The organism is Methylophilus sp. QUAN (assembly GCF_015354445.1).
GTDB lineage: Bacteria > Pseudomonadota > Gammaproteobacteria > Burkholderiales > Methylophilaceae > Methylophilus.
The window spans coordinates 479,496-504,592 of record NZ_JADKYT010000001.1 but is presented as its reverse complement, the minus strand read 5'-3'; the positions used below and the strand labels follow the sequence as shown (position 1 = coordinate 504,592).

General features: G+C 50.5%; 26 protein-coding genes and 5 tRNA genes. 1 reads left to right on the top strand and 30 read right to left on the bottom strand.

The annotated features are described in order from the left end of the window. Positions 1-21 precede the first annotated feature (21 nt). The 22 genes from rpsG to INP79_RS02260 form a co-directional block, all read right to left on the bottom strand. Entirely contained in the window at positions 22-492 is a 471-nt protein-coding gene (rpsG, locus tag INP79_RS02365; RefSeq protein ID WP_019881216.1) for a 30S ribosomal protein S7, read from the bottom strand. A gap of 98 nt (positions 493-590) precedes the next feature. Continuing rightward, entirely contained in the window at positions 591-974 is a 384-nt protein-coding gene (gene rpsL, locus INP79_RS02360) for a 30S ribosomal protein S12 (RefSeq protein ID WP_019881215.1), read from the bottom strand. A 194-nt stretch (positions 975-1,168) separates the two neighbouring features. Then, positions 1,169-5,428 (bottom strand): DNA-directed RNA polymerase subunit beta', encoded by a 4,260-nt coding sequence (gene rpoC / locus INP79_RS02355; RefSeq protein WP_194752782.1) that lies wholly within the window; start codon positions 5,426-5,428, stop codon positions 1,169-1,171. A 23-nt stretch (positions 5,429-5,451) separates the two neighbouring features. Then, on the bottom strand, positions 5,452-9,624 hold the full coding sequence (gene rpoB / locus INP79_RS02350) for a DNA-directed RNA polymerase subunit beta (protein ID WP_194752781.1): 4,173 nt from the start codon (positions 9,622-9,624) through the stop codon (positions 5,452-5,454). A gap of 230 nt (positions 9,625-9,854) precedes the next feature. Beyond that, the gene (gene rplL, locus INP79_RS02345; RefSeq protein ID WP_194740357.1) at positions 9,855-10,232 is read right to left on the bottom strand and encodes a 50S ribosomal protein L7/L12; all 378 of its coding nucleotides are present in this window, start codon (positions 10,230-10,232) and stop codon (positions 9,855-9,857) included. Between the two features lie 33 nt (positions 10,233-10,265). Then, positions 10,266-10,763, bottom strand: a complete 498-nt coding sequence (rplJ, locus tag INP79_RS02340) for a 50S ribosomal protein L10 (RefSeq protein ID WP_194740356.1) — start codon at positions 10,761-10,763, stop codon at positions 10,266-10,268. A gap of 266 nt (positions 10,764-11,029) precedes the next feature. Continuing rightward, positions 11,030-11,716 carry a 50S ribosomal protein L1 gene (gene rplA, locus INP79_RS02335; RefSeq protein ID WP_194752780.1) on the bottom strand — a complete coding sequence of 229 codons (687 nt, stop codon included), beginning with the start codon at positions 11,714-11,716 and terminating at the stop codon, positions 11,030-11,032. A gap of 1 nt (position 11,717) precedes the next feature. Next, positions 11,718-12,149, bottom strand: coding sequence for a 50S ribosomal protein L11 (rplK, locus tag INP79_RS02330; RefSeq protein ID WP_018987686.1), 432 nt, complete (start codon positions 12,147-12,149; stop codon positions 11,718-11,720). A gap of 89 nt (positions 12,150-12,238) precedes the next feature. After that, the gene (gene nusG / locus INP79_RS02325; RefSeq protein ID WP_029147985.1) at positions 12,239-12,775 is read right to left on the bottom strand and encodes a transcription termination/antitermination protein NusG; all 537 of its coding nucleotides are present in this window, start codon (positions 12,773-12,775) and stop codon (positions 12,239-12,241) included. Further along, on the bottom strand, positions 12,775-13,122 hold the full coding sequence (gene secE / locus INP79_RS02320) for a preprotein translocase subunit SecE (protein WP_019881208.1): 348 nt from the start codon (positions 13,120-13,122) through the stop codon (positions 12,775-12,777). Before secE ends, nusG begins: the two co-directional genes overlap by 1 nt. 43 nt (positions 13,123-13,165) lie before the next feature. Beyond that, positions 13,166-13,241: transfer RNA gene (locus INP79_RS02315), tRNA-Trp, on the bottom strand. A gap of 58 nt (positions 13,242-13,299) precedes the next feature. Beyond that, entirely contained in the window at positions 13,300-14,490 is a 1,191-nt protein-coding gene (tuf, locus tag INP79_RS02310) for an elongation factor Tu (protein WP_194740353.1), read from the bottom strand. A gap of 122 nt (positions 14,491-14,612) precedes the next feature. Further along, a tRNA-Thr gene (locus INP79_RS02305) sits at positions 14,613-14,687 on the bottom strand. A gap of 20 nt (positions 14,688-14,707) precedes the next feature. Next, positions 14,708-14,783 (bottom strand) — tRNA-Gly (locus tag INP79_RS02300). Between the two features lie 70 nt (positions 14,784-14,853). Next, positions 14,854-14,938: transfer RNA gene (locus tag INP79_RS02295), tRNA-Tyr, on the bottom strand. Between the two features lie 62 nt (positions 14,939-15,000). Beyond that, positions 15,001-15,076: transfer RNA gene (locus tag INP79_RS02290), tRNA-Thr, on the bottom strand. A 143-nt stretch (positions 15,077-15,219) separates the two neighbouring features. Beyond that, entirely contained in the window at positions 15,220-15,633 is a 414-nt protein-coding gene (locus INP79_RS02285; protein WP_194752779.1) for a ClpXP protease specificity-enhancing factor, read from the bottom strand. Positions 15,634-15,693: 60 nt separating this feature from the next. After that, entirely contained in the window at positions 15,694-16,293 is a 600-nt protein-coding gene (locus INP79_RS02280; protein ID WP_194752778.1) for a glutathione S-transferase N-terminal domain-containing protein, read from the bottom strand. A 65-nt stretch (positions 16,294-16,358) separates the two neighbouring features. Beyond that, on the bottom strand, positions 16,359-17,069 hold the full coding sequence (locus INP79_RS02275; RefSeq protein WP_228519686.1) for a cytochrome c1: 711 nt from the start codon (positions 17,067-17,069) through the stop codon (positions 16,359-16,361). Continuing rightward, the gene (locus tag INP79_RS02270; RefSeq protein WP_194752777.1) at positions 17,069-18,355 is read right to left on the bottom strand and encodes a cytochrome bc complex cytochrome b subunit; all 1,287 of its coding nucleotides are present in this window, start codon (positions 18,353-18,355) and stop codon (positions 17,069-17,071) included. Before INP79_RS02270 ends, INP79_RS02275 begins: the two co-directional genes overlap by 1 nt. A gap of 5 nt (positions 18,356-18,360) precedes the next feature. Continuing rightward, on the bottom strand, positions 18,361-18,981 hold the full coding sequence (gene petA, locus INP79_RS02265) for a ubiquinol-cytochrome c reductase iron-sulfur subunit (RefSeq protein ID WP_194740349.1): 621 nt from the start codon (positions 18,979-18,981) through the stop codon (positions 18,361-18,363). A 116-nt stretch (positions 18,982-19,097) separates the two neighbouring features. After that, positions 19,098-19,844 (bottom strand): Nif3-like dinuclear metal center hexameric protein, encoded by a 747-nt coding sequence (locus INP79_RS02260; RefSeq protein ID WP_194752776.1) that lies wholly within the window; start codon positions 19,842-19,844, stop codon positions 19,098-19,100. Positions 19,845-19,899: 55 nt separating this feature from the next. On the opposite strand from INP79_RS02260, the gene INP79_RS02255 reads away from it, so the two are divergent. Further along, the gene (locus INP79_RS02255; RefSeq protein WP_194752775.1) at positions 19,900-21,054 is read left to right on the top strand and encodes a S1C family serine protease; all 1,155 of its coding nucleotides are present in this window, start codon (positions 19,900-19,902) and stop codon (positions 21,052-21,054) included. Here the strand turns inward: INP79_RS02255 and tatC are convergent, their stop codons facing one another. From tatC to hisA, 8 genes are read right to left on the bottom strand one after another with little or no spacing between them, the layout of a single operon-like run. Continuing rightward, positions 21,055-21,792, bottom strand: a complete 738-nt coding sequence (gene tatC / locus INP79_RS02250) for a twin-arginine translocase subunit TatC (RefSeq protein ID WP_194752774.1) — start codon at positions 21,790-21,792, stop codon at positions 21,055-21,057. A gap of 21 nt (positions 21,793-21,813) precedes the next feature. Further along, a complete protein-coding gene (tatB, locus tag INP79_RS15620) occupies positions 21,814-22,329 on the bottom strand; it encodes a Sec-independent protein translocase protein TatB (RefSeq protein WP_194752773.1) in 516 nt (171 codons plus the stop codon). A 13-nt stretch (positions 22,330-22,342) separates the two neighbouring features. Continuing rightward, positions 22,343-22,525 (bottom strand): Sec-independent protein translocase subunit TatA, encoded by a 183-nt coding sequence (gene tatA / locus INP79_RS02240; RefSeq protein WP_019881194.1) that lies wholly within the window; start codon positions 22,523-22,525, stop codon positions 22,343-22,345. A 29-nt stretch (positions 22,526-22,554) separates the two neighbouring features. Then, a complete protein-coding gene (locus INP79_RS02235) occupies positions 22,555-22,884 on the bottom strand; it encodes a histidine triad nucleotide-binding protein (protein WP_194752772.1) in 330 nt (109 codons plus the stop codon). Further along, positions 22,881-23,198: a phosphoribosyl-ATP diphosphatase gene (locus INP79_RS02230; protein ID WP_194740344.1), complete on the bottom strand. Its 318-nt coding sequence runs from the start codon at positions 23,196-23,198 to the stop codon at positions 22,881-22,883. The genes INP79_RS02235 and INP79_RS02230 overlap by 4 nt, the downstream gene beginning before the upstream one ends. Next, complete coding sequence (gene hisI, locus INP79_RS02225) at positions 23,191-23,574, bottom strand: phosphoribosyl-AMP cyclohydrolase (RefSeq protein WP_019881191.1); 384 nt, start codon at positions 23,572-23,574, stop codon at positions 23,191-23,193. The genes INP79_RS02230 and hisI overlap by 8 nt, the downstream gene beginning before the upstream one ends. Then, positions 23,571-24,335 carry an imidazole glycerol phosphate synthase subunit HisF gene (gene hisF / locus INP79_RS02220; protein ID WP_194752771.1) on the bottom strand — a complete coding sequence of 255 codons (765 nt, stop codon included), beginning with the start codon at positions 24,333-24,335 and terminating at the stop codon, positions 23,571-23,573. The genes hisI and hisF overlap by 4 nt, the downstream gene beginning before the upstream one ends. Further along, positions 24,335-25,078 carry a 1-(5-phosphoribosyl)-5-[(5-phosphoribosylamino)methylideneamino]imidazole-4-carboxamide isomerase gene (gene hisA / locus INP79_RS02215; RefSeq protein WP_194752770.1) on the bottom strand — a complete coding sequence of 248 codons (744 nt, stop codon included), beginning with the start codon at positions 25,076-25,078 and terminating at the stop codon, positions 24,335-24,337. Before hisA ends, hisF begins: the two co-directional genes overlap by 1 nt. Between the last annotated feature and the right edge of the window lie 19 nt (positions 25,079-25,097).

Below are 25,097 nucleotides of genomic sequence, written 5' to 3'. Positions count from 1 at the left end.
TTAAAGAACGAGGTCGTTTAATTAAAAACGGAAGTGTGAGAAGGCTTTGTTTGCCTCTGCCATACGGTGAACTTCTTCACGTTTTTTCATTGCAGAACCACGGCCTTCAGAGGCTTCGATCAACTCGGCAGCCAAACGCAGACCCATGGATTTTTCGCCACGCTTACGCGCTGCATCACGCAACCAACGCATTGCCAACGCACTACGACGGCTAGGACGCACTTCTACAGGCACCTGGTAGTTTGCACCACCCACACGACGGCTCTTCACTTCAACCACAGGACGCAGATTATTCAACGCTGTGGTGAATAATTCCAGCGGGTCCTTACCGCTCTTGCTGGCCACCTGATCAAAGGCACCGTAAATGATACGCTCGGCAACAGATTTTTTACCACCTGTCATCAGCACATTTACAAACTTGGACACTTCCTGGCTACCAAATTTTGGATCCGGCAAGATAATACGTTTGGGGACTTCTCTACGTCTAGGCATATGATTCTCTTTTCAATTAAATTTTTGCTAGCAATGACACTCGCAAGGCATTTCAGCCGCTATAAAAATGGACAAACTGTCCGCTTGCACCTAATAAATTAAGCTTTAGCTTCTTTAGGACGCTTAGCACCGTATTTGGAACGGGACTGTTTACGGTCTTTCACACCAGCCGTATCCAAGCTACCGCGCACCATGTGGTAACGCACACCTGGCAAGTCTTTTACACGACCGCCGCGCAACAGCACAACTGAGTGCTCCTGCAGGTTATGGCCTTCACCGCCGATGTAGCTAATCACTTCGTAACCGTTGGTCAGGCGCACTTTAGCAACCTTACGCAACGCGGAGTTCGGTTTTTTTGGCGTTGTGGTATATACGCGAGTACATACACCACGCTTTTGAGGACAAGCTTCCAGGGCTGGAACCTTGCTCTTGGTAACCACTTTAACGCGTGGCTTACGTATTAACTGATTAATGGTTGGCATTGCCTTAACCTCTTCACCTTTAAAAAACCACCATTTGAGCAGGAAGACCCAAGTTTGGCGGCATATCAACAATAACGCCCTATTGAGACAATAAGGCTATTCTGAGAAACCCGGCATTTTAATAAATGAGTCAAGGGGTGTCAAGCATTATTCATACTTGACACCCCTTGCACACAGAGACAACAGTGATCGAATTATTCGTTCGGTTGATCGTCTGCTGCGGTTTCCTCAACAACTTCTTCTGTTGCAAACATCGCTTCTGCTGCCAACAATGCTTCAGATGGCTCTGCTGCATTTGGTGTCAGTGAAGCCACGGCTGCACGCTTGCGGGACTCGTGATAAGCCAGACCGGTACCGGCTGGAATCAGGCGACCCACAATGACGTTTTCTTTCAGACCACGCAAATCGTCGCGTTTGCCCAAAATAGCCGCCTCGGTCAACACGCGCGTCGTTTCCTGGAACGATGCCGCAGAGATGAACGAATCGGTAGACAGCGATGCTTTGGTAATACCCAGCAACACGTACTCGAAAGTTGCCGGACGTTTGTCTTCGGCAATCACGCGTTCGTTTTCTGTCAACAGATCAGCACGCTCTACTTGCTCACCAGGAATAAAGCCGGTGTCACCCGCGTCTTGTACTTTTACGCGACGCAACATCTGGCGCACAATCACTTCAATGTGCTTATCGTTAATCTTCACGCCTTGCAAACGATACACGTCTTGCACTTCGTCGATGATGTAACGGGCCAGTGCTTCACGGCCTTGCAGGCGCAAGATATCTTGCGGATCTGCCGGACCGTCGACAATGGTTTCACCTTTGGTCACCACTTGACCGTCATGCGCAGTCACGTGCTTGTCCTTGGCAATCAGGAACTCGCTGGTAATACCGTCCAAGTCAGTGATGACCAGACGTTGTTTACCTTTGGTGTCCTTACCGAACGAAACCGTACCAGTCACTTCAGCCAGCATACCGGCGTCTTTTGGTGAACGGGCTTCGAACAACTCGGCCACGCGTGGCAGACCCCCGGTAATATCACGGGTTTTGGAAGATTCTTGCGGGATACGTGCCAGCACTTCACCCACGCCAACTTCCTGACCATCTTTCACGGTAATGATACAACCCAGTTGGAAGGTCACGTTGACTGGTGTTTCGGTACCAGCAATCTTCACTTCCACGCCATTCGCGTCCAGCAGCTTCACTTGTGGGCGCAAGCCTTTGGTTGAACCCGCACGCTGCTTAGGATCAATCACCACCAGTGAAGACAAGCCGGTCACTTCATCCACCTGCTTGGCCACGGTCACGCCTTCTTCGACGTTCTCGAATTTCACACGACCAGCGTACTCGGTAATGATAGGACGGGTATGTGGATCCCAGGTAGCCAAGGCTTGACCGGCTTTCACTGTTTTACCGTCGGTCACTGTCAATGTCGCACCATAAGGCACTTTATGACGCTCACGCTCACGACCATTATCATCAGCAATAATGACTTCACCATTACGGGAGATCACAATTTGCTCGCCACGTGAGTTTGTCACGTAACGCATGGTAGAAGTGAAGCTGGCAATACCGTTAGACTTGCTCTCAACCTGAGAAACAGACGCCGCACGCGATACCGCACCACCGATGTGGAACGTACGCATGGTCAACTGTGTACCCGGTTCACCAATGGATTGCGCCGCAATCACGCCCACGGCTTCACCCATGCTGATGAGTTTGCCGCGACCCAAGTCACGACCGTAACACTTGGCACAAATACCGTAACGGGTATCACAAGTCAGCGCAGTACGCACTTTCACTTCATCAATGCCCAGGGCATCAATTTTCTCAACTTCGTCTTCACCAAGCAGGGTACCTGCCGGGAAAACCACTTCTTGCGTTTCAGGATGGATCACATCCAGCGCAGAAGTACGGCCCAGGATACGGTCATGCAACGGCTCTACCACTTCACCGCCCTTGACCAATGCCTTGGTGACCAAGCCTTCAACCGTACCGCAATCATGCTCAGTCACAACCAAGTCTTGCGTCACGTCTACCAGCCTACGTGTCAGGTAACCGGAGTTCGCTGTTTTCAGCGCCGTATCGGCCAGACCCTTACGCGCACCGTGCGTAGAAATAAAGTACTGCAACACGTTCAGGCCATCACGGAAGTTCGCCTTAATTGGCGTTTCAATAATGGAACCATCCGGTTTCGCCATCAGGCCACGCATACCAGCCAGCTGACGTACCTGCGCCGCAGAACCACGGGCGCCGGAGTCGGCCATCATGTAAATCGCGTTAAACGATTCCTGGCGTACAGCTTTACCGTCTTTGGTGACAACCTTACCGTCAGCGTCTTTAACATCTTCTTCGCGCAACTGCTTCATCATGGCGTCAGCCACTTTGTCACCGGCACGGCCCCAGATATCGACTACCTTGTTGTAACGCTCACCCTGAGTCACCAGACCGGAGACGTATTGGTCTTCAATCTCTTTCACTTCGGCATCTGCCGCAGCGATCAATTGCTCTTTCTCTGGTGGCACCAACATATCGTTAATGCTGATAGAGATACCGGCTTTGGTCGCGTAGGAGTAACCGGTGTACATCAGTTTGTCAGCGAAAATCACTGTTTCACGGATGCCCACTTTACGGAAGCTGGCGTTGATCAGGCGTGAAATTTCTTTTTTCTTCAGCGCTTTGTCGATGTAGCTGTATGGCAAGCCCGGTGGCAGGATTTCAGACAGCAAGGCACGGCCAACCGTGGTGTTATAACGGTTGATTTTTTCCACTTTTTGACCAGCAACATCCAGCTCAAACTCACGGATACGTACAGTGACTTTGGCGTGCAAGTCGATCAAGCCTTGATCGTATACACGTTGTACTTCTTTAATGTCACTGAAGATCATGCCTTCACCGCGTGCAGCCACTTTCTCGCGGGTCATGTAGTACAGACCCAACACGATATCCTGTGACGGCACAATGATTGGTTCGCCGTTGGCTGGGGACAGCACGTTGTTAGAAGCCAGCATCAAGGTGCGTGCTTCCATTTGTGCTTCCAGGCTCAATGGAACGTGTACCGCCATTTGGTCACCGTCAAAGTCGGCGTTAAAGGCTGAACACACCAATGGGTGCAACTGGATCGCTTTACCTTCGATCAATACTGGCTCAAATGCCTGGATACCCAAACGGTGCAGCGTAGGCGCACGGTTCAACAACACCGGATGCTCGCGGATCACGTCTTCCAGGATATCCCAGACTTCTGGTCCTTCTTCTTCCACTTTCTTCTTGGCGGCTTTGATGGTTGTCGCCAGGCCTAACACTTCCAGCTTGTGGAAAATGAATGGCTTGAACAGTTCCAGCGCCATTTTCTTCGGCAGACCGCACTGATGCAGTTTCAATGTTGGACCAACCACAATCACGGAACGACCGGAGTAGTCCACGCGCTTACCCAGCAAGTTCTGACGGAAACGACCGCCCTTACCTTTAATCATGTCAGCCAGCGACTTCAGCGGACGCTTGTTAGCGCCAGTCATCACTTTACCGCGACGACCGTTGTCCAGCAGTGAGTCTACCGCTTCTTGCAACATACGTTTTTCGTTACGTACGATGATTTCCGGGGCTTTCAACTCTAACAAACGCTTCAAACGGTTGTTACGGTTGATCACGCGGCGATACAGATCGTTCAGGTCAGACGTCGCAAAACGGCCACCATCCAGCGGTACCAATGGACGCAACTCTGGTGGCAATACTGGCAGGATTTCCAGGATCATCCACTCAGGCTTGATGCCAGATTTCTGGAATGCTTCCAATACTTTCAGACGCTTGGCGATCTTCTTGATCTTGGCTTCTGAGCTGGTTGCAGACAATTCGCTACGCAATCTTTCGATCTCGCGCTCAATGTCCATCGTACGCAGCAGTTCGCGCACGGCTTCGGCACCCATGACAGCATTGAACTCATCACCGTACTCTTCTACCTTGGCCAGGTAGTCATCTTCAGTCAGCAACTGACCACGGGTCAGTGGCGTCATGCCTGGATCGATAACGATAAATGCTTCAAAGTACAACACGCGCTCAATGTCACGCAGGGCGATATCCAGCACCATACCCAAGCGGCTAGGCAAGGATTTCAGGAACCAGATGTGTGCCACTGGTGAAGCCAGCTCGATGTGGCCCATGCGCTCACGACGCACTTTGCTCAAGGTGACTTCAACGCCACACTTCTCACAAATGACACCGCGGTGTTTCAAACGCTTGTATTTACCGCACAAGCACTCATAATCCTTGATCGGGCCAAAGATTTTGGAGCAGAACAAACCGTCCCGCTCAGGCTTGAAGGTACGGTAGTTGATGGTTTCTGGCTTTTTCACTTCGCCATAGGACCATGAACGGATTTTTTCAGGTGAAGCCAACGCGATCTTAATCGCGTCAAACTCTTCTTCTTGCGTAACCTGCTTAAATAAATCTAATAACGCTTTCATAGAGACTCTCCTTAATGGCGGGCTTAGTTACGGTCCAAATCAATATCAATGGCCAGTGAACGGATTTCTTTCACTAACACGTTGAATGATTCAGGCATACCCGCATCAATTTTGTGCTCACCTTTGACGATGTTTTCGTACACTTTGGTACGGCCATTCACGTCATCTGATTTCACTGTCAACATCTCTTGCAAGGTGTATGACGCACCATACGCTTCCAGTGCCCAAACTTCCATCTCACCGAAGCGCTGACCACCGAACTGGGCTTTACCACCCAACGGTTGTTGTGTCACCAGGCTGTAAGGACCGGTAGAACGTGCGTGCATCTTGTCGTCGACCAAGTGGTGCAGTTTCAGTACGTGCATGTAACCAACGGTAACCGGACGCTCAAAGGCATCACCGGTACGGCCGTCAAACAGTTTGACCTGTGTTTTACCTGCGTGGAACTGCAATTTCTTGGTGTGCTCGTCTTCATCCGGGAACGCCAGATCCAGCATAGCGCGAATGTCAGACTCGGCAGCACCGTCAAACACTGGCGTTGCAAATGGCACACCGTGTTTCAGGTTGGTTGCCAGGTCAATCACTTCGACGTCAGTCAGGCCGGCAATGTCTTCTTTCTTGCCAGTGCTGCTGTTGTAGATCTTGTCCAGGAAGCCACGGATCTCGGCCACTTTGGCTTCGGCTTGCAACATGTCGCCCAGGCGTTTGCCCAAGCCTTTAGCTGCCCAACCCAAGTGCGTTTCCAGAATCTGACCGATGTTCATACGTGAAGGCACGCCCAGTGGGTTCAACACGATGTCTAACGGTGTACCGTCAGCCATGTGCGGCATATCTTCAACCGGGCAAATCTTGGAGATCACACCCTTGTTACCGTGACGACCTGCCATCTTGTCACCAGGTTGAATACGGCGTTTCACCGCCAGATATACTTTCACCATCTTCTGCACGCCTGGTGGCAATTCGTCACCTTGCGTCAGTTTGCGTTTCTTCTCTTCGAACTTGTTGTCAAACTCAACACGTGCCTGGCTCAAGCTGTCCTTCAGTTGCTCCAGTTGGCGTGCCGCTTCTTCATCGCTCAAACGAATGTCAAACCAGTCATAACGGCCAACGCTTTCCAGGTATTCCTGGTTCAGCGTGTCACCTTTTTTCAGTTTGTTCGGACCACCGGTCGCCACTTTACCAGCCAGCAAACGGCTGATACGGCCAAAGGTATCGTCTTCTACAATACGCATCTGGTCGCCCAGATCTTTTTTGTAGTGAGACAATTGGTCGTCAATAATCTGCTGTGCACGCGCATCGCGGTCAATGCCTTCACGGGTGAAGACTTGTACGTCGATGACTGTACCGGTCATGCCTGATGGTACGCGCAGTGAAGTGTCTTTTACGTCAGACGCTTTTTCACCGAAAATTGCACGCAGCAATTTTTCTTCTGGCGTTAAAGTGGTTTCACCTTTTGGTGTCACTTTACCGACCAACACGTCGCCAGCTTCTACTTCAGCACCGATGTAGATAATACCGGAATCATCCAAACGGCCCAGCATACGCTCGGACAGGTTGGAAATATCACGGGTAATCTCTTCAGGCCCCAGCTTGGTGTCACGGGCAACCACTGACAGTTCTTCAATATGGATAGACGTGTAACGGTCATCTGCCACCACGCGCTCGGAGATCAAGATCGAGTCTTCGTAGTTATAACCGTTCCATGGCATAAAGCCCACCAGCATGTTCTGGCCCAGCGCCAACTCACCCATGTCAGTTGACGCGCCATCAGCCACCACGTCGCCGCGGGAAATAATGTCTCCAACTTTGACCAGCGGACGCTGGTTGATGTTGGTGTTCTGGTTAGAACGTGTGTATTTGGTCAGGTTGTAGATGTCCACACCCACTTCGCCTGCCAATGCTTCAGCATCATGCACACGGACCACGATACGGCCAGAGTCCACATAGTCAACCACACCACCACGGCGGGCAGTAACGACAGTACCGGAGTCAACCGCTACCGTACGCTCAATACCTGTACCGACCACGGCTTTTTCAGCACGCAGACAAGGCACCGCTTGACGTTGCATGTTGGCACCCATCAATGCACGGTTCGCGTCATCGTGTTCCAGGAATGGAATCAGCGAAGCCGCCACAGACACGATCTGGCCTGGGGCCACGTCCATGTACTGTACGCGACCAGGTTGCGTCATGGTGAATTCGTTGTGGAAACGCGCTGACACCAGGTCTTCTTTGAAGCCACCTTCTTTAGACACTTCGGTGTTGGCCTGTGCAATCACATACTGGCTCTCTTCAATCGCAGACAGGTAATCAATCTTGCCGGATACCTTGTTCTCTTCAACCAAACGGTAAGGAGTTTCCAGGAAACCGTATTCATTGGTGCGTGCATACAGCGCCAATGAGTTGATCAAACCAATGTTTGGACCTTCCGGTGTTTCAATTGGACAGACACGACCGTAGTGGGTCGTATGTACGTCACGCACCTCAAAGCCGGCACGTTCACGGGTCAGACCGCCTGGGCCCAGAGCGGAGATACGACGCTTGTGCGTAATCTCTGACAATGGGTTGGTTTGGTCCATAAACTGTGACAACTGGCTGGAGCCAAAAAATTCACGGATCGCGCTGGACACTGGTTTTGCGTTGATCAAGTCGTGCGGCATCAGGTTCTCAGATTCAGCCTGAGACAAACGTTCTTTCACAGCACGCTCAACACGCACCAAACCGGCACGGAACTGGTTCTCTGCCAATTCACCGACAGAACGGATACGACGGTTACCCAGGTGATCGATATCGTCGATTTCGCCACGGCCATTGCGCAACTCGATCAACACGCCAATCACGGCCAGGATGTCTTCGTTAGACAGCACATTGCTGCCGGTATCGCCTTGTGGGCCGACGTTTTCATAGAAACGGCGCATCCAGGCGGCGGTACGATCTTCCAGCTTGCTTGGGTAAGCACGACGGTTGAACTTCATGCGGCCAACCACAGACAGGTCGTAACGATCTTCTGTGAAGAACAAGCCCTTAAACAAAGCCTCTACCGCTTCTTCGGTTGGTGGCTCGCCTGGGCGCATCATGCGGTAAATCGCCACACGTGCACTGTATTGGTCAGGAATTTCATCACTGCGCAATGTTTGCGAAATGAAGTTACCGTGATCCAGATCGTTGGTGTAAATCGTGTCGATTTCAGCAATCTTGGCAGCAACCAGTTTTTCCAGCAATGAAGGTGTAATTTCATCGTTGGCATTGGCAATCAATTCACCGGTATCGGTATCAATGATATTTTTCGCAACTGCACGACCCATCATGAAGTCGGTCGGCACAGCCATGGTGGTCACGCCCGCTTTTTCGATATCGCGGATGTGTTTCACAGTAATACGCTTGTCTTTGGCGACCAGCACATTACCTTCTTTGTCAGTGATATCAAACTTGGCCACTTCGCCACGCAGACGGTCAGCGACCAGTGTAAATTCCACGCCTTTAGGGCCAATATGGAAAGTGTCTGTATCGTGGAAAGTTTCCAGAATTTGTTCTGGGTTATAACCCAATGCCTTCAGCAAGATCGTGACTGGCATCTTACGACGACGGTCAACACGGAAGTACAGGTAATCTTTTGGATCGAATTCAAAATCCAGCCAGGAACCACGGTAAGGAATAATACGTGCTGAGAACAGCAACTTGCCGGAGCTGTGGGTTTTACCACGGTCATGCTCAAAGAACACGCCTGGGCTGCGGTGCAATTGCGACACAATCACACGCTCGGTACCGTTAATCACGAAAGAGCCGTTTTCAGTCATGAGCGGCAATTCGCCCATGTACACTTCTTGTTCTTTCACTTCTTTCACGGTAGGTTTGGACGCTTCGCGGTCCATGATGGTCAAACGTACTTTGACGCGCAAAGGCACGGCATAAGTCAGACCACGTTGTTGACACTCTTTGACATCAAATGGCTCTGCGCCCAATTGATAGCTCACATAATCCAGACGTGCATTCTCAGAATGGCTAACAATCGGGAAAATAGAACGGAAAGTCGATTCCAGACCTTCGTTTTTACGTTGGTCGAGTGGAACGTTTTCCTGCAGGAATGATTTGTAGGATTCCAACTGCATGGCTAGCAGGTAAGGTACCTCTTGAACACTGTCGCGCTTAGCAAAGCTTTTGCGGATGCGTTTCTTTTCGGTAAAGGAATAGCTCATAGCGTCTCCTGAAATTTTTGAGGGTAGAAGACAAAACACTTTTCATCCACTGCAATGTTTTGACATCTAACTTCGATTAAAAATCAACCACTTAGTTTTCACTATATGTGGCCATAACACCGGATTTACAACATTTTTTCTGGCCAGTCAGCGCGTTAAAAATCTGCATGCGCCAGAAATGGCGAAGGCCGACGGTCTCCCGTCAGCCCAGCCAGATTCACAATTGTGAGTTATTTCATCTCAGCAGTAGCGCCCGCTTCGATCAATTTCTTCACAGCTGCTTCAGCGTCAGCTTTGCTTACGCCTTCTTTAACTGCTTTTGGTGCGCCGTCAACCAGGTCTTTAGCTTCTTTCAAGCCCAGGCCAGTCAGTTCACGAACAGCTTTAATCACGCTTACTTTGTTGTCGCCAGCGCCGTTCAACACAACGTTGAACTCAGTTTGCTCAGCAGCAGCTGGAGCAGCACCAGCAGCAGCGCCGCCAGCAGCGACTGCAACAGCAGCAGCAGAAACACCGAACTTCTCTTCGATTTCTTTGATGAATGCAGTCAGTTCCAATACGGTCATGCCACCGATTGCATCTAAGATGTCAGCATTAGAAATTGCCATGATATAAATTTCCTAAAATAGTTTGATTAAAAATTAAGCCGCTTGCTTTTCTTGTTCGTCGCGTACTGCTGCAACGGCACGAGCAAACTTGGTTGGGATTTCGTTGAGCATGCCAGCCAGTTTGGACAGCAACTCATCACGGCTCAATGTAGATGCCAACGCTTGTACGCCAGCAACATCAAGACGCTCATTAGGCATTGCGCCTGCTTTCAGTACGAACAGTTCGTTTTCTTTCGCGAAGTTGTTCAATACTTTGGCAGCTGCAACTGGATCGGCAGAAATGCCGTATACCAATGGCCCAACCATGTCGTCAGCCAATGCTGCAAAAGGCGTACCTTCTACTGCACGACGAACCAGGGTGTTTTTCAACACACGCAGATACACACCTGCATTACGTGCATCGGCACGCAGTTTCGTCATATTGGCTACGCCAATACCACGATACTCAGCAAGTACGATTGCTTGTGCATTAGCCACTTGAGCGGCCACCTCGGCAACGACTTCTTTTTTCTCTGTAAGATTAAGACTCAAGGTCTGTTCTCCTTCCGTTAATGAAAGCCAGGTCAAATAACCTGGCCACTCACGGCGTCCTTGTGCAGGGCATGGAAATATCCTGTGTTGGGGATCGCCATCTGCGTTGGTTTCACATTGCTGCAAACAGAGGATTGCTCACCCATTTACATTCAACGATTTATTAAGTTAACCACCAACGGTCTTTGATGCTCTTGAGTGCTTGCTCATCGCTGGCACTCAAGCCCAAAGTTCTTTGCCCGGACGGCGACGTCCGGGACTTTAAATTACGCTACTACTGATGCTTGATCGACACGTACGCCAGGACCCATGGTGCTGGAAACGGACAATTTCTTCAGGTAGACACCTTTAGAGCTGGTTGGCTTGGCTTTGTTCAATGCATCAACCAATGCAGACAAGTTACCTTGCAATTGCTCAGTTGTGAAAGAAGCACGGCCGATCGTGCAATGCACGATACCACCTTTGTCAGTACGGTATTGTACTTGACCGGCTTTAGCGTTTTTAACAGCAGTCGCTGCATCTGGGGTCACGGTGCCCACTTTTGGGTTTGGCATCAAACCACGTGGACCCAATACTTGACCCAATGCACCAACGATACGCATCGCATCAGGCGTTGCAATCGCAACGTCAAAGTCCAGCATGCCGCCTTTAACTTGCTCAGCCAGGTCTTCGAAACCAACGATATCAGCACCAGCTGCTTTAGCCGCTTCAGCTTGCGCGCCTTGTGCAAACACAGCCACGCGCGTTGTTTTACCAGTACCGTTAGGCAATACGATCGCGCCACGCACCAGCTGGTCAGATTTACGTGGGTCGATACCCAGGTTAATCACAGCATCAACAGATTCGTTAAATTTGGCAGTCGCGCCTTCTTTAACCAGGTTCAGGGCTTCAGCCACTGGATATAATTTGTTGCGGTCGATTTTCGCACGCAATGCATCAATTCTTTTAGCCATGTTATACACCCTCCACTTCGATACCCATGCTGCGTGCGCTACCAGCGATGGTACGTACAGCGGCATCCAGGTCAGCAGCCGTCAGGTCAGGCTGTTTTGTTTTGGCGATCTCTTCAGCTTGCGCACGAGTGATCTTGCCAACTTTGTCTGTATGAGGACGTGCAGACCCTTTTTCCAGCTTGGCCGCTTTTTTGATCAGCACGGTCGCTGGAGGGGTTTTCATCACAAACGTGAAGCTCTTGTCTGCAAATGCAGTGATCACCACTGGAATTGGCAAGCCTGGCTCTACGCCTTGGGTTGCAGCGTTAAACGCTTTACAGAATTCCATGATGTTCAGACCACGTTGACCCAGTGCTGGACCGACTGGTGGGCTTGGGTTGGCTTTACCTGCAGGGATCTGCAGCTTGATGTAGCCAATGACTTTCTTTGCCATGTTTGACTCCTAAAATGGGTAATAACGCCTGAGGCAGGCTCCCCGTTAAAAATATCGACCACCGTTCACGGCAGTCGAACAATGCACAACTAGACTTCTTTTTCTACCTGTGCAAAATCCAGTTCAACTGGTGTCGCGCGACCAAAAATCACCACGGAAACACGCAGTTTGTTTTTGTCGTAGTTCACTTCTTCAACGCTACCAGAGAAATCTTTGAATGGGCCATCGATCACGCGTACGCTCTCGCCCTTTTCAAACGTCATCTTCTGCGTTGGATTTGACTTGCTGTCATCCATGCGACGCAAAATGATTTCTACTTCTTTGTCTTTGATCGGGGTTGGACGTTGCGCTGTGCCACCGATAAACGAAGTCACTCTTGGCGTGCTTCTTACCAGGTGCCAGCTCTCGTCAGTCATTTCCATCTGTACCAGCACATAGCCAGGATACAGGCGACGCTCAGAAATAGTCTTTTGACCATTCTTCAACTCAACCACTTCTTCAACGGGCACCAGAATGTCACCGAACTGATCTTGCAAGTTAGATCTGATGATGCGCTCTTCCAAACCGGCTTTCACGGATTTTTCCATGCCGGAGAAAGCTTGAACTGCATACCAACGCATAGACATTAAGCTCCTTTACCCATAATCCATTGCACCATGTAGGCGAAGCTGATATCGACCAATGCCAGGAATGCTGCCATGATCACAACCAGCACAACAACCGCCAATGTGGTTTGCAACGTTTCCTGACGCGTTGGCCAGACAACACGCTTGGCTTCAGCAACAGACTCATTAAAAAAGCCTAGCGCCTGCTTGCCTTGTGGCGCAGTCCACGCCACTGCTACAGACGCGACAATACCTGCCAATACGGCAAGTATCCTAATAACCATTGCTTTATCTTCAAAAAGATAAAAACCGGCGATCCCTAAAGCTAGTAACAACAGGGATAAAGCCAGTTTGATTTTATCGATCATATACTTAACTTTATGATTAACACCTCAGATTATTCTGGGTGTTTGGCAGGCCAAGAGGGTCTCGAACCCCCAACCCTCGGTTTTGGAGACCGATACTCTACCAATTGAGCTATTGGCCTGTACTCTTTAAAGCGAAAGCTGCACGGGTTGTAGCGCAGCTTTCACATACATCAACTATTACTCGATGATTTTGGCAACGACGCCAGCACCAACGGTACGACCACCTTCACGGATAGCGAAGCGCAAGCCTTCTTCCATCGCGATCGGAGCAATCAGTGCAACTGAGATAGATACGTTGTCACCTGGCATAACCATTTCGGTACCTGCTGGCAATTCAACTGCACCAGTCACGTCAGTTGTACGGAAGTAGAACTGTGGACGGTAGCCGTTGAAGAATGGTGTATGACGACCACCTTCATCTTTACCCAACACGTAGATCTCTGCTGTGAACTTGGTGTGTGGCTTGATAGAACCTGATTTGGACAATACTTGACCACGCTCAACTTCTTCACGCTTAGTACCACGCAGCAATACGCCTACGTTGTCGCCTGCTTGACCCTGGTCCAGCAGTTTACGGAACATTTCAACACCAGTACAGGTGGTTTTCAATGTTGGCTTGATACCTACGATTTCGATTTCGTCGCCGACTTTAACGATACCACGCTCGATACGGCCTGTTACTACAGTACCACGACCAGAGATAGAGAATACGTCTTCCACTGGCATCAGGAATGCGCCGTCGATTGCGCGCTCTGGTGTTGGGATGTAGCTGTCCAATGCGTCAGCCAAGGCGAAAATCGCTGGTTCGCCGATTTCTGATTGGTCACCTTCCAGTGCCAATTTTGCTGAACCTTTAACGATTGGGGTGTCATCACCTGGGAAGTCATACTTGCTCAGCAAGTCACGCACTTCCATCTCAACCAGTTCCAACAACTCAGCATCGTCAACCATGTCTGCTTTGTTCAGGAACACCACGATGTATGGAACACCAACCTGGCGGGCCAACAGGATGTGCTCACGTGTTTGTGGCATCGGGCCGTCAGCAGCTGAACATACCAGGATCGCGCCGTCCATCTGGGCAGCACCGGTAATCATGTTCTTAACGTAGTCAGCGTGACCTGGACAGTCAACGTGTGCGTAGTGACGTGTTGCAGTCTCGTACTCAACGTGTGCTGTGTTAATGGTAATACCACGTGCTTTTTCTTCTGGTGCCGCGTCAATTTGGTCGTAAGCTTTTGCTTCGCCGCCAAATTTCTTCGTCAATACAGTGGTGATCGCCGCTGTCAATGTCGTCTTACCGTGGTCAACGTGACCAATCGTACCAACGTTCACGTGTGGCTTGGTACGTTCAAATTTGCCTTTTGCCATGATGTTTTTCCTTTATTAGTACTAAATAAAGCCAATAATTGTTTTCACAAATTATGCGACGCGGATGACAGCACCCTTGCACGCGACTACTTACCAAGCCCCGTAGATTTACAGAGCAAATCTGGTGCCCATGGCGGGAATCGGACCCGCGACCTCTCCCTTACCAAGGGAGTGCTCTACCACTGAGCCACATGGGCGTTTTGCCTATTGTTATTGTTGGAGCGGGCGACGAGGTTCGAACTCGCGACATCTTGCTTGGAAGGCAAGTGCTCTACCAACTGAGCTACACCCGCACTATGCAGAACACCCAAGGAGGGTTCTCACCGACCCGCTTTACAGCAATACCTACAGGCAATCATTTTTTGGTGGAGAGGGCTGGATTCGAACCAGCGTACTCAGAGAGAACGGATTTACAGTCCGTCGCCTTTAACCACTCGGCCACCTCTCCAAAAAATCGACCGCGATTATCGCGGTTAATGCCGCCGACGTCAATGTCAGCAAACATAAATTTGGTGCCGGGTATCGGAATCGAACTGATGACCTTCGCATTACAAGTGCGCTGCTCTACCAACTGAGCTAACCCGGCATTTCAGGAAGGCGCAACTATATCACTTTTTTTGAGAAGTAATCTAGTGCTTTTTAAGAATTTTTTATTTTTTGCTGAAAAAAGGCCATTAAGCCAATCCCCACAGGCCAATCACGCCACAAAGCATGACAAGCCACCCGTTATTACTTCACTACTTTAAGGTGGGACTTTTTAGCAACGGGAGCCTCCGGCACGGGGTCCGCATCAGCGACCGTGCGGGTTCCCGGCTCAGGCGCCTGGCCATCGACCACCTCAAAGAACATACCCTGGCCATTCTCGCGGGCGAACACACCGCCGACACGGTTAATCGGCACATAAATATGCTGCGCGACGCCACTGAAACGGGCAGAAAACACCACCGCATCATTATCAATATGCAAGTCTTTGACTGCGGTGTAATTCATGTTCAGTACGATTTCGCCATTTTTCACATAAGCCATAGGCACCCGCGTATGCGCATCAACCTTCACCAGTAAATGTGGCGTCAATCCGTTATCAACACACCACTCATGAATGGCGCGTATCAGGTAAGCGTTGGTAGGGATCAAAGTGCTCATACGACTTTCCTTAAAAAAACAGCGCGAAGGGTATTCGCGCTGCCTGGGGACTGACTGATGTTATTTACGCATGGCCTTTTCAGAAGGCGTCATGGCTTCAGCGTACATTGGACGCGAGAACAGACGCTCTGCGTATTTCAGCAATGGTGATGCCTGGTTAGGCAATTCAATGCCATAGTGACCCAAGCGCCACAGCAATGGCGTGATGGCTACGTCAAGCATGGAATACTCATCACCCATCAGGTAGCTTTGCTTACCGAAAATTGGCACCAGTTGCGTCAGATTATCGCGCACCACTTTACGCGCCTTGTCTGCCGTTTCTTCATCGCTGGACTCAATATCCTTGATATGACTGAACAAGTCTTTTTCAAAGTTGTAGAGGAACAGTCGCGCACGCGCACGCATCACAGGATCCGCTGGCATTAACTGCGGATGTGGAAAACGCTCATCAATATACTCATTGATGATATTGGCTTCCGACAACACGAGGTCGCGCTCAACCAACACCGGTACTTCACCATATGGATTCAAAATGGCCAAATCTTCGGTCTTATTGGTCAGATCAACATCAATGACTTCAAAGTCCATGCCCTTTTCGAACAATACGATACGGCAACGGTGACTGTAAGGATCGACAGTACCCGAATACAATCTCATCATAATTTATTTTCCCTATAAAAAAAGACACCAAGGCCTCACGCCTTGGTGTCGGACTTGGTTTGCAGTTAGCGAATATCTTTCCAGTATTCGGTTTTGATTTTCTTCACCAAGACGAACAGTACAGACAGGAACAGCAACACCACGACGCCAATCCAGTAGCGGGATTGTTTGGCTGGCTCAGCCATAAAGGCCAGGAAGTTGGTCAGATCACCCGCAAACTGGTCATACTCTTGAGGACTCAATTTACCCGCCCTTTCCAGCTTCAGCGTGTGTGTTTCATGATCCAGCACCTGTACACCTTGCAACTCATACAACACATGTGGCATCGCCACTTTGTCAAACACCTGGTTATTCCAGCCGGTTGGACGTGTGTCATCCTTGTAGAAACTACGCAGGTAGGCATACACCCAGTCGGCACCACGCGCACGCACTTCAACGCTCAAGTCAGGCGGTGCAGCACCAAACCATTTCTTGGCATCTTTAGGATTCATGCTGACGCGCATGGTTTCACCAACCTTTTCACCGGCAAACAGCAAATTCTCTTTAATCTGTTTGTCGGTCAGACCGATGTCCTGCAAACGGTTATAACGCATGTAGTTCGCGCTATGGCAGTTTAAGCAATAGTTCACAAAGTTTTTGGCACCACGTTGCAAAGAGGCCTTATCACTCATGCTGATTGGCGCTTTCACGTCAATGTGCACTTCATTGGCCAATGCCACGCCAGAAACCAGCAGTGTCAGGCTAGTAAAAGCCTGCAAAAACATTTTCTTCATCATTAGTATGTCACCCTTTCTGGCACAGGCTTGGTTTGATCTTTTTTAGTGTACCAAGGCATCAAGGCAAAGAATGCGAAGTACACCACGCTACAAATACGGGCAAGCACTGTTGCACGGTCTGCACGACCCAACCATGGTCCGAATTGACCCCAAATATCACCTGGAACCGTGCCCAGATAACCCAGGATCACGAAGCTCACGACAAACGCAGCTAACCAGCGCTTATATAGCTTGCCACGATAACGGATAGATTTCACCGGGCTCTTGTCCAGCCAAGGCAGGAATGCAAAGGCAACCACAGACAAGCCCATCGCCACCACACCAGGGAATTGTGAAATACCGATAGGCGGTACAGCACGCAAAATGGAGTAGTAAGGCGTGAAATACCAGACCGGTGCAATGTGCGCAGGTGTTTTCAGCGGATCAGCCGGCACAAAGTTGTTGGCTTCCAGGAAGTAACCACCCATTTCAGGCATAAAGAACACAATGGCAAAGAACACCATCAGGAACGCCACCACACCCACCAGGTCTTTCACTGAGTAATAAGGATGGAAAGGAATGCCGTCCAATGGAATACCGGTGGCTTTATCCTTCGTCGCTTTAATTTCAACGCCGTCAGGGTTATTGGAACCCACTTCATGCAAGGCCACGATGTGCACGGCCACCAGGCCCAACAAGACCAGCGGCAACGCAATCACATGGAAAGCAAAGAAACGGTTCAATGTTGCATCGGAAACCAGGTAATCACCACGCAACCACTCGGACAAGTCAGGACCGATAAATGGCACGGTAGAGAACAGGTTCACAATCACTTGCGCACCCCAGTAGGACATTTGGCCCCATGGCAGCAGGTAGCCGAAAAAGGCCTCACCCATCAACACCAGGAAAATACCCACGCCAAACAGCCAGATCAGTTCACGTGGCGTTCTGTAGGAGCCGTAAATGATGCCACGGAACATGTGCAGGTAAACCACCACAAAGAACATGGAGGCGCCGGTAGAGTGCATGTAACGAATAATATTGCCGCCAAACACATCGCGCATGATGTATTCAACAGAAGCAAATGCCAATTCAGCATCTGGCTTGTAGTTCATGGTTAAAAAGATACCGGTGACGATTTGCAGCACCAGCACCAATAAAGCCAATGAACCAAAGAAATACCAGAAATTGAAGTTTTTTGGCGCGTAATATTCGGTCAGGTGTCCCTTGATAGTACTGGTCAGTGGAAATCTGGCATCAACCCAGTCCAACACACCAGCGGCAATTGTTTTTTTATTAGTTGCCATGATATTTACGCCTCCGCCTTTTTATCTTCGCCAATCAGCAGCGTTGTGTCTGTCAGGTATTGGTGTGGTGGGATCAGCAGATTTTTTGGTGCAGGGGAACCCTTGAACACACGACCAGACAAATCGAATTTAGAGCCGTGGCATGGACAGACAAAACCGCCATCCCACTCTGCTGTTGCAACAAAGTTGTCGTTTGGTGAGCAACCCAAATGCGTGCATGTACCCAACATCACAGCGAACTCAGGTTTAATCGAACGATCTTTGTTTTTGCAGTATTCAGGCTGTTGCGGCACTTCCAGATTAGGATCAGACAACTGATCGTCATGCTTGACCAGCTTGGCCAGCATCTCTGGGGTACGACGCACAATCCATACCGGCTGACCGCGCCATTCGGCCGTCATTTTTTCACCCGGTTTCAGCTTGCTGATATCCACTTCGACGGGTGCACCGGCCGCTTTGGCGCGCTCACTCGGCAGCATGCTGCCGACAAACGGCACCGCGACCGCGGCAACACCCACAGCGCCTGTAGCAGCAGTGGCTTTTACCAAGAAATCGCGTTTTTGCAAATCCACCTCAGATGGCTGGCAAAACGACAAACAGTTGTTGTCAATTTTGTTTTCTGACATTGGCTTCCTTAATCTACCCTTTTGAGGTAACAGTGTGATCAAAACTTGAGTCGCGATTATACATTTTTCGCAGAAACAAGCCAAATTTAATTCAATAAGTCATTGATATTAATCAATTAAACCGGGTTATCCAGCTCAACGTAAATGTGTTCTATGCCATATTTTTCGGCGATCCACTGACCCAATGCCTGTACACCGTAGCGCTCAGTCGCGTGATGGCCAGCGCTGATATAAGCGGTCTCGGTTTCACACACGGTATGCCAGGTCTGCTCTGAAACCTCGCCACTGATAAACACATCCACCCCGGCATTCACAGCCTGCTGAATATAGGATTGCGCAGCGCCGGTGCACCAGGCCACCGTTCGCACCTGTTTTTGCGGATCACCCAGCAACTGCGCCTGCCGACCCAGGCTGGCACTCACACGCTCGCCAAGTTGCGCGAGCGTCATTGCTTGCGAAAACTCAGCCATGGGCAGCATATTTTTATCATCGAGATAACGCGTGATCGGCCACTCGAACACGTGCCCCAGCTGCACGTTATTGCCGACTTCAGCATGCGCATCCAGCGGCAAGTGATAAGCCAGCAGGCTCAGATCATGCGTCAGCAAACGCTTGAGGCGATTGCGCTTGAGCCCGGTCACTTCGGCCGCCTCTCCACGCCAGAAGTAGCCATGGTGCACCAGAATCGCATCGGCATCTGCGGCGATTGCTGCCTCAATCAACGCCTGGCTAGCCGTGACGCCACTGACAATACGCCGCACCTGTGGCCGCCCTTCTACCTGCAACCCATTTGGGCAATAATCTTGAAATTTGCCAACTTGTAAAAAATTGGCCAGCTCTGTGACAAGAAGATTTAATTCCATCTCTGACTCTCATATATACTAGGCATTGTTAAGACATTCACTTACTTTTGCAATTATGCGACATCTCTGGTCTATCTTCTCACAAGCCGTCACCGTTTGCCTGGGCATTTTGTTTGTGTTGAAACTATTCTACCCTGGCGTGCTAACACAACCCGCCAGTCAGCCAGCCAGCAAACAAGCCGCGACCAACACCACGGCCGCCATTGCAAAAAACGGCTACCGCACGGCGGTCAGCAAAGCCATGCCTTCAGTGGTCAATATATTCACCACTGCACGCATTAGCCAGGACCCGCACCATGCCCTCAAAAATGACCCGCTGTTCCGTCATTTTTTTGGCGATGAAATGGAGGAAGAAGATGAGCAACCAGAAAACAGCCTGGGGAGCGGCGTGATTGTCAGTGCTGACGGCCTGATTTTAACCAACAACCATGTAATCAGCTCTGCCGACCAGATTGAAGTGGCGCTCAGCGATGGCAGCAAGTCTTCTGCGACTGTCGTAGGCACAGACCCGGACACCGACCTGGCGGTGCTTAAGATTGACCGTAAAGACCTGCCAGCGATTACGTTTAGCAATAGCGACCAGATGAAAGTCGGCGACGTGGTGCTAGCCATTGGCAACCCGTTCGGCGTTGGCCAGACTGTGACCCAGGGGATTATCAGCGCCCTGGGCCGTAACCATTTGGGCATCAATACCTTTGAAAACTTTATCCAGACCGATGCCTCAATCAACCCTGGCAACTCTGGTGGTGCGCTCATTGACGTCAACGGCAACCTGATCGGCATTAACAGTGCGATTTACTCTCGCAACGGCGGCAGCATGGGCATAGGCTTTGCCATTCCAGTCAGTATTGCCAAACAGGTGATGGAACAAATCAGCTCCAGCGGCACCGTCACCCGCGGCTGGATTGGCATTGAAGCACAAGACATCACGCCAGAACTGGCAGAGTCATTTAACCTGAAATCAGCCAACGGGTCGTTGATTGCCGGTGTATTGCTGGATAGCCCGGCTGATCATGCCGGTTTGCGCCCTGGGGATATTTTGGTAGGCATTGATGACAAGCCGGTGGCAGACAGTCAATCCATGCTGAACATCATTGCCATGCTCAAGCCACGTGAAAAAGCCACTTTGTCTATCATACGCGCCGGTAAAAAAGTGAATATCGCACTCGTAGTAGGTAAGCGCCCACTACCCAACAAAATCCCGCAATAATTAGCTTGTAGCAGAATCGCTGGCTGGCGCTGTCGGTAGCCAGCGCACCACCAGCAAGCCAATTTCATAGAGCAGCCATAGCGGAATGGCGAGCATACACTGGGAAACAATATCCGGTGGCGTAAAAATTGCCCCCAGTACAAAAGCGCCCACAATCACATAAGAACGTGATTCTTTGAGCTGCGCCAGTGTGACCCATCCCATGAGCGCCATCAACACCACAGCGACCGGCACTTCAAACGCAAAGCCAAATGCCACGAACAGGCCGATGACGAAATCGAGGTACTCGGCAATATCCGTCATCACGGTCACGCCTTGCGGAGCACTCCCGACAAGGAAGCTGAACACCACAGGGAACACTACAAAATAGGCAAATGCCATGCCGACAAAAAACAGCACGATGGCAGCGGCCAGCAAGGGCCTAATCAGGCGTTTTTCATGCGTATACAAGCCCGGGGAGACGAATGCCCAGCATTGATAAATCATCCAGGGTAGCGCAATCAGGAATGCCGTTAACATGGTGACTTTCATCGGCACGAAAAACGGCGTGGTCACCGCCGTCGCAATCATTTGCGCCCCTTGCGGCAGCTTGCTTAGCAACGGCGCCGCCAGCAAGCTATACAGTTTATCGGCAAACGGAAACAAGGCCACAAACACCAGCAACCACCCCACAATGGCACGCAGCAAGCGGTTACGCAATTCGATCAGGTGTGAAATGAAGCTCTCGGTGGGGGTCATGATCATGCAATCCGGAAAGGCTTAAGCAAGCGGCTTTTGTTCCGCCGCACGCACGACGTCATCGTCTTTTTTAACAGTCTTGCGCGCACGGCGTACTTTCTTGTTCTCATCGACAGGCACCGCAAACAATTGCGCTTGCGGATCAGTACTCACCAAAGGGGACTCATCGGTTTGCGCAGTGCTCTCCGTCACGGGCAGGGCTGCCTTGCGCACACGTGGTTTACGTGGCTTTTTTACCGCAACAACTTCAGCTTCGATGATCGCAGGCATAGCCTCCGGCACTGGGCCAGGCAAAATACTTTGCTCAATTTCACCATAGCCCTGCCGCAAGCCGGACTGCACTTCCTGTTGCAGCGTTTGCAGTTCGGCAAAACGCGTTTCGCGATTCACTTCGTCTTTCACCTGCGTGACAAAACGTTGCAAGCGACCAAAAAAAGCGCCCGCAGTGCGGGCGACTTTTGGTAATTTTTCCGGCCCGATCACCACCAGGGCAACCAGAGCAATGACTAGCAATTCTGAGAATGAAATATCAAACACAATGCGTCAGCACTTATTTGTTTTTGTCAGACAACTCTTCAGGCTTGGACTCGGCCTTGCCTTCATTGACCGCTTTTTTAAATTCATTCACTGCACCGCCAACATCGCCGCCAATATTGCGCAATTTCTTGGTACCAAATACCAGCACCACAATCAGCAACACAATCAGCCAATGCCACAAACTAAATGAACCCATGATAATCTCCTTTATCTTGTCTGGCGATACTAAGCAACCGCACCGCCGCCAAACACGTGTAGATGAATATGAAACACTTCCTGCCCGCCTTCGCGACCCACATTCATCATGGTTTTATAGCCAACCAGACCTTGTTCAGCAGCCAACTTGGCCGCTAACAACATCATCTTCCCCAACAGCGACTGATGCGCTACGGTACAGTCTTTGAGTGTTTCGATGTGTGCTTTAGGCACAATCAGAAAATGTGTTTTTGCCAAAGGACGAATATCATGAAACACGATGACATCTTCGTCCTCGTACAGCATTTTAGACGGAATAGTGCCAGCAGCGATTTTGCAAAAAATACAATCCGCACTCATTCTGTTCTACTCGCTTTCTCGGCAATGCCTGACAAGCCTTCACGCCTCGCCAGTTCGTCCAGCACATCCTGCGCACTCAGCCCGGCGTGACTCAACATCACCAAGGTATGAAACCACAAATCGGCCGTTTCATAAATAATCTCATCCGCTTTGCCGCCTTTAGCTGCAATCACGGTTTCAGTGGCTTCTTCACCAATTTTTTTCAGGATGCTGTCCATGCCTTTGGCATAGAGTTTGGCCACATAAGAAGAAGACGGATCGGCCGCTTTACGCTGCTCCATCAACTCGGACAGTCGATTTAATACATCACTCATGGTAAATCGCTTTCGGATCTTTGATGACCGGCTCTACCGTGACCCAGGCATCGTCTTGCAACTGCTGAAAAAAGCAATTGTGTCGACCGGTATGACAGGCAATGCCACCTAGTTGTTCGACGGTAATTAAAACAACGTCGTCGTCGCAATCGAGGCGGATATCATGCACGATTTGTGTATGGCCAGACTCTTCGCCCTTGTGCCATAACTTGTTGCGGGAACGTGAGAAATACACGGCATGCCCGGTATCGCGCGTCAGTTGTAACGCCTCACGGTTCATCCAGGCAAACATCAAAATTTTGCCGGTGTCTTTTTCCTGCGCAATCACAGGCACCAGGCCATCCGCAGTCCAGGCGACTTGATCTAGCCAGCTCATCTTACTTCCAGCCCGTGTTCACGCATATAGTCTTTGGCCTGTTGCACCGTGAATTCACCATAGTGAAAAATACTCGCTGCCAACACGGCATCAGCGCCACCCAAGGTCACGCCATCTACCAGGTGCTGCAAATTACCGACGCCGCCCGAGGCAATCAGCGGCACATCCACTGCTTCGCTAATGGCTTTATTCAGCGGGTTATTGAAACCAATTTTGGTACCATCACGATCCATGCTGGTCACCAGCAACTCGCCAGCGCCCAAACTCACCATCTTCTGCGCCCATTTCACGGCATCGAGGCCAGTGGGGTTACGGCCACCGTGGGTAAACACTTCCCACTCAAACGGCTGGTTATCGACTTTTTTGGCATCAATCGCCACCACAATACATTGCGAACCAAAGCGACTGGCCGCATCTTCAACCACCTGCGGATTAAGCACTGCCGTGGTATTGATGCTGACTTTATCCGCACCCGCATTCAACAACCTGCGAACATCTTCCACCTTACGCACGCCACCACCAACCGTCAGCGGGATAAATATCTGCTCGGCAACACGCTCGATAATATGCAAGATCAGGTCGCGGTTATCAGAACTGGCGGTAATATCAAGGAAAGTCAGCTCATCTGCCCCTTGATCATTGTAGCGCTGCGCGATTTCAACCGGATCCCCGGCATCGCGCAATTCAAGGAAGTTCACCCCTTTGACCACGCGGCCATCGGTAACATCCAGGCAAGGAATAATGCGTTTGGCACAGCCCATTATCGACCGCTCAGCTCATCAGCCAGCTGTTGTGCCGCCGCAAAATCCAGCGTGCCTTCATAAATGGCGCGGCCGGTAATGCTGCCGATAATGCCTTCATCCTGCACCGCACATAGTTTGCGCACATCATCCAGGTTAGTCACGCCGCCGCTGGCAATCACAGGAATGGTCAATGCCTGCGCCAAGGCAACAGTGGCTTCAATGTTGACACCAGTCAACATGCCATCACGGCCAATATCCGTATAAACAATGCTTTCGACACCGTAGTCTTCAAACTTCTTCGCCAGGTCAATCACGTCATGCCCTGTCAGTTTCGACCAGCCATCGACGGCCACTTTGCCATCTTTGGCATCCAGCCCGACCATGATCTGGCCAGGGAAAGCGTAGCAGGCTTCGTGCAAGAAACCTGGGTTCTTCACCGCGGCTGTGCCGATAATGACGTAGCTGATGCCATCATCCAAGTAACGCTCAATGGTGTCGAGGTCACGAATACCACCACCCAACTGGATAGGAATATCGCCACCTACTGCCGCGACAATCGACTTGATGGCATCTTCGTTGACAGGTTTTCCGGCAAACGCGCCGTTCAAATCCACCAGGTGCAAACGTTTACCGCCTTTATCTACCCAATGTCTGGCCATGGCGCCCGGGTCTTCGGAAAATACTGTGGACTCTTCCATCAGGCCCTGCTTCAAACGGACGCAGTGGCCATCTTTTAAATCAATTGCTGGAATAATTAACATGTTGTTTTCAATAGATAAA

What these genes read in the sequence shown, in the direction of transcription:
- tatA (WP_019881194.1), bottom strand. Translation starts at nt 22,525, where the DNA reads ATGGGTTCATTTAGTTTGTGGCATTGGCTGATTGTGTTGCTGATTGTG.
- rpsL (WP_019881215.1), bottom strand. Translation starts at nt 974, where the DNA reads ATGCCAACCATTAATCAGTTAATACGTAAGCCACGCGTTAAAGTGGTT.
- rpoB (WP_194752781.1), bottom strand. Translation starts at nt 9,624, where the DNA reads ATGAGCTATTCCTTTACCGAAAAGAAACGCATCCGCAAAAGCTTTGCT.
- INP79_RS02235 (WP_194752772.1), bottom strand. Translation starts at nt 22,884, where the DNA reads ATGAGTGCGGATTGTATTTTTTGCAAAATCGCTGCTGGCACTATTCCG.
- INP79_RS02270 (WP_194752777.1), bottom strand. Translation starts at nt 18,355, where the DNA reads ATGGCAACTAATAAAAAAACAATTGCCGCTGGTGTGTTGGACTGGGTT.
- tuf (WP_194740353.1), bottom strand. Translation starts at nt 14,490, where the DNA reads ATGGCAAAAGGCAAATTTGAACGTACCAAGCCACACGTGAACGTTGGT.
- INP79_RS02275 (WP_228519686.1), bottom strand. Translation starts at nt 17,069, where the DNA reads ATGATGAAGAAAATGTTTTTGCAGGCTTTTACTAGCCTGACACTGCTG.
- rplL (WP_194740357.1), bottom strand. Translation starts at nt 10,232, where the DNA reads ATGGCAATTTCTAATGCTGACATCTTAGATGCAATCGGTGGCATGACC.
- petA (WP_194740349.1), bottom strand. Translation starts at nt 18,981, where the DNA reads ATGTCAGAAAACAAAATTGACAACAACTGTTTGTCGTTTTGCCAGCCA.
- INP79_RS02260 (WP_194752776.1), bottom strand. Translation starts at nt 19,844, where the DNA reads ATGGAATTAAATCTTCTTGTCACAGAGCTGGCCAATTTTTTACAAGTT.
- rpoC (WP_194752782.1), bottom strand. Translation starts at nt 5,428, where the DNA reads ATGAAAGCGTTATTAGATTTATTTAAGCAGGTTACGCAAGAAGAAGAG.
- rplK (WP_018987686.1), bottom strand. Translation starts at nt 12,149, where the DNA reads ATGGCAAAGAAAGTCATTGGCTACATCAAGCTGCAGATCCCTGCAGGT.
- rplA (WP_194752780.1), bottom strand. Translation starts at nt 11,716, where the DNA reads ATGGCTAAAAGAATTGATGCATTGCGTGCGAAAATCGACCGCAACAAA.
- hisI (WP_019881191.1), bottom strand. Translation starts at nt 23,574, where the DNA reads ATGAGCTGGCTAGATCAAGTCGCCTGGACTGCGGATGGCCTGGTGCCT.
- rpsG (WP_019881216.1), bottom strand. Translation starts at nt 492, where the DNA reads ATGCCTAGACGTAGAGAAGTCCCCAAACGTATTATCTTGCCGGATCCA.
- INP79_RS02255 (WP_194752775.1), top strand. Translation starts at nt 19,900, where the DNA reads ATGCGACATCTCTGGTCTATCTTCTCACAAGCCGTCACCGTTTGCCTG.
- nusG (WP_029147985.1), bottom strand. Translation starts at nt 12,775, where the DNA reads ATGTCTATGCGTTGGTATGCAGTTCAAGCTTTCTCCGGCATGGAAAAA.
- hisA (WP_194752770.1), bottom strand. Translation starts at nt 25,078, where the DNA reads ATGTTAATTATTCCAGCAATTGATTTAAAAGATGGCCACTGCGTCCGT.
- INP79_RS02230 (WP_194740344.1), bottom strand. Translation starts at nt 23,198, where the DNA reads ATGAGTGATGTATTAAATCGACTGTCCGAGTTGATGGAGCAGCGTAAA.
- hisF (WP_194752771.1), bottom strand. Translation starts at nt 24,335, where the DNA reads ATGGGCTGTGCCAAACGCATTATTCCTTGCCTGGATGTTACCGATGGC.
- INP79_RS02280 (WP_194752778.1), bottom strand. Translation starts at nt 16,293, where the DNA reads ATGATGAGATTGTATTCGGGTACTGTCGATCCTTACAGTCACCGTTGC.
- tatC (WP_194752774.1), bottom strand. Translation starts at nt 21,792, where the DNA reads ATGACCCCCACCGAGAGCTTCATTTCACACCTGATCGAATTGCGTAAC.
- secE (WP_019881208.1), bottom strand. Translation starts at nt 13,122, where the DNA reads ATGATCGATAAAATCAAACTGGCTTTATCCCTGTTGTTACTAGCTTTA.
- INP79_RS02285 (WP_194752779.1), bottom strand. Translation starts at nt 15,633, where the DNA reads ATGAGCACTTTGATCCCTACCAACGCTTACCTGATACGCGCCATTCAT.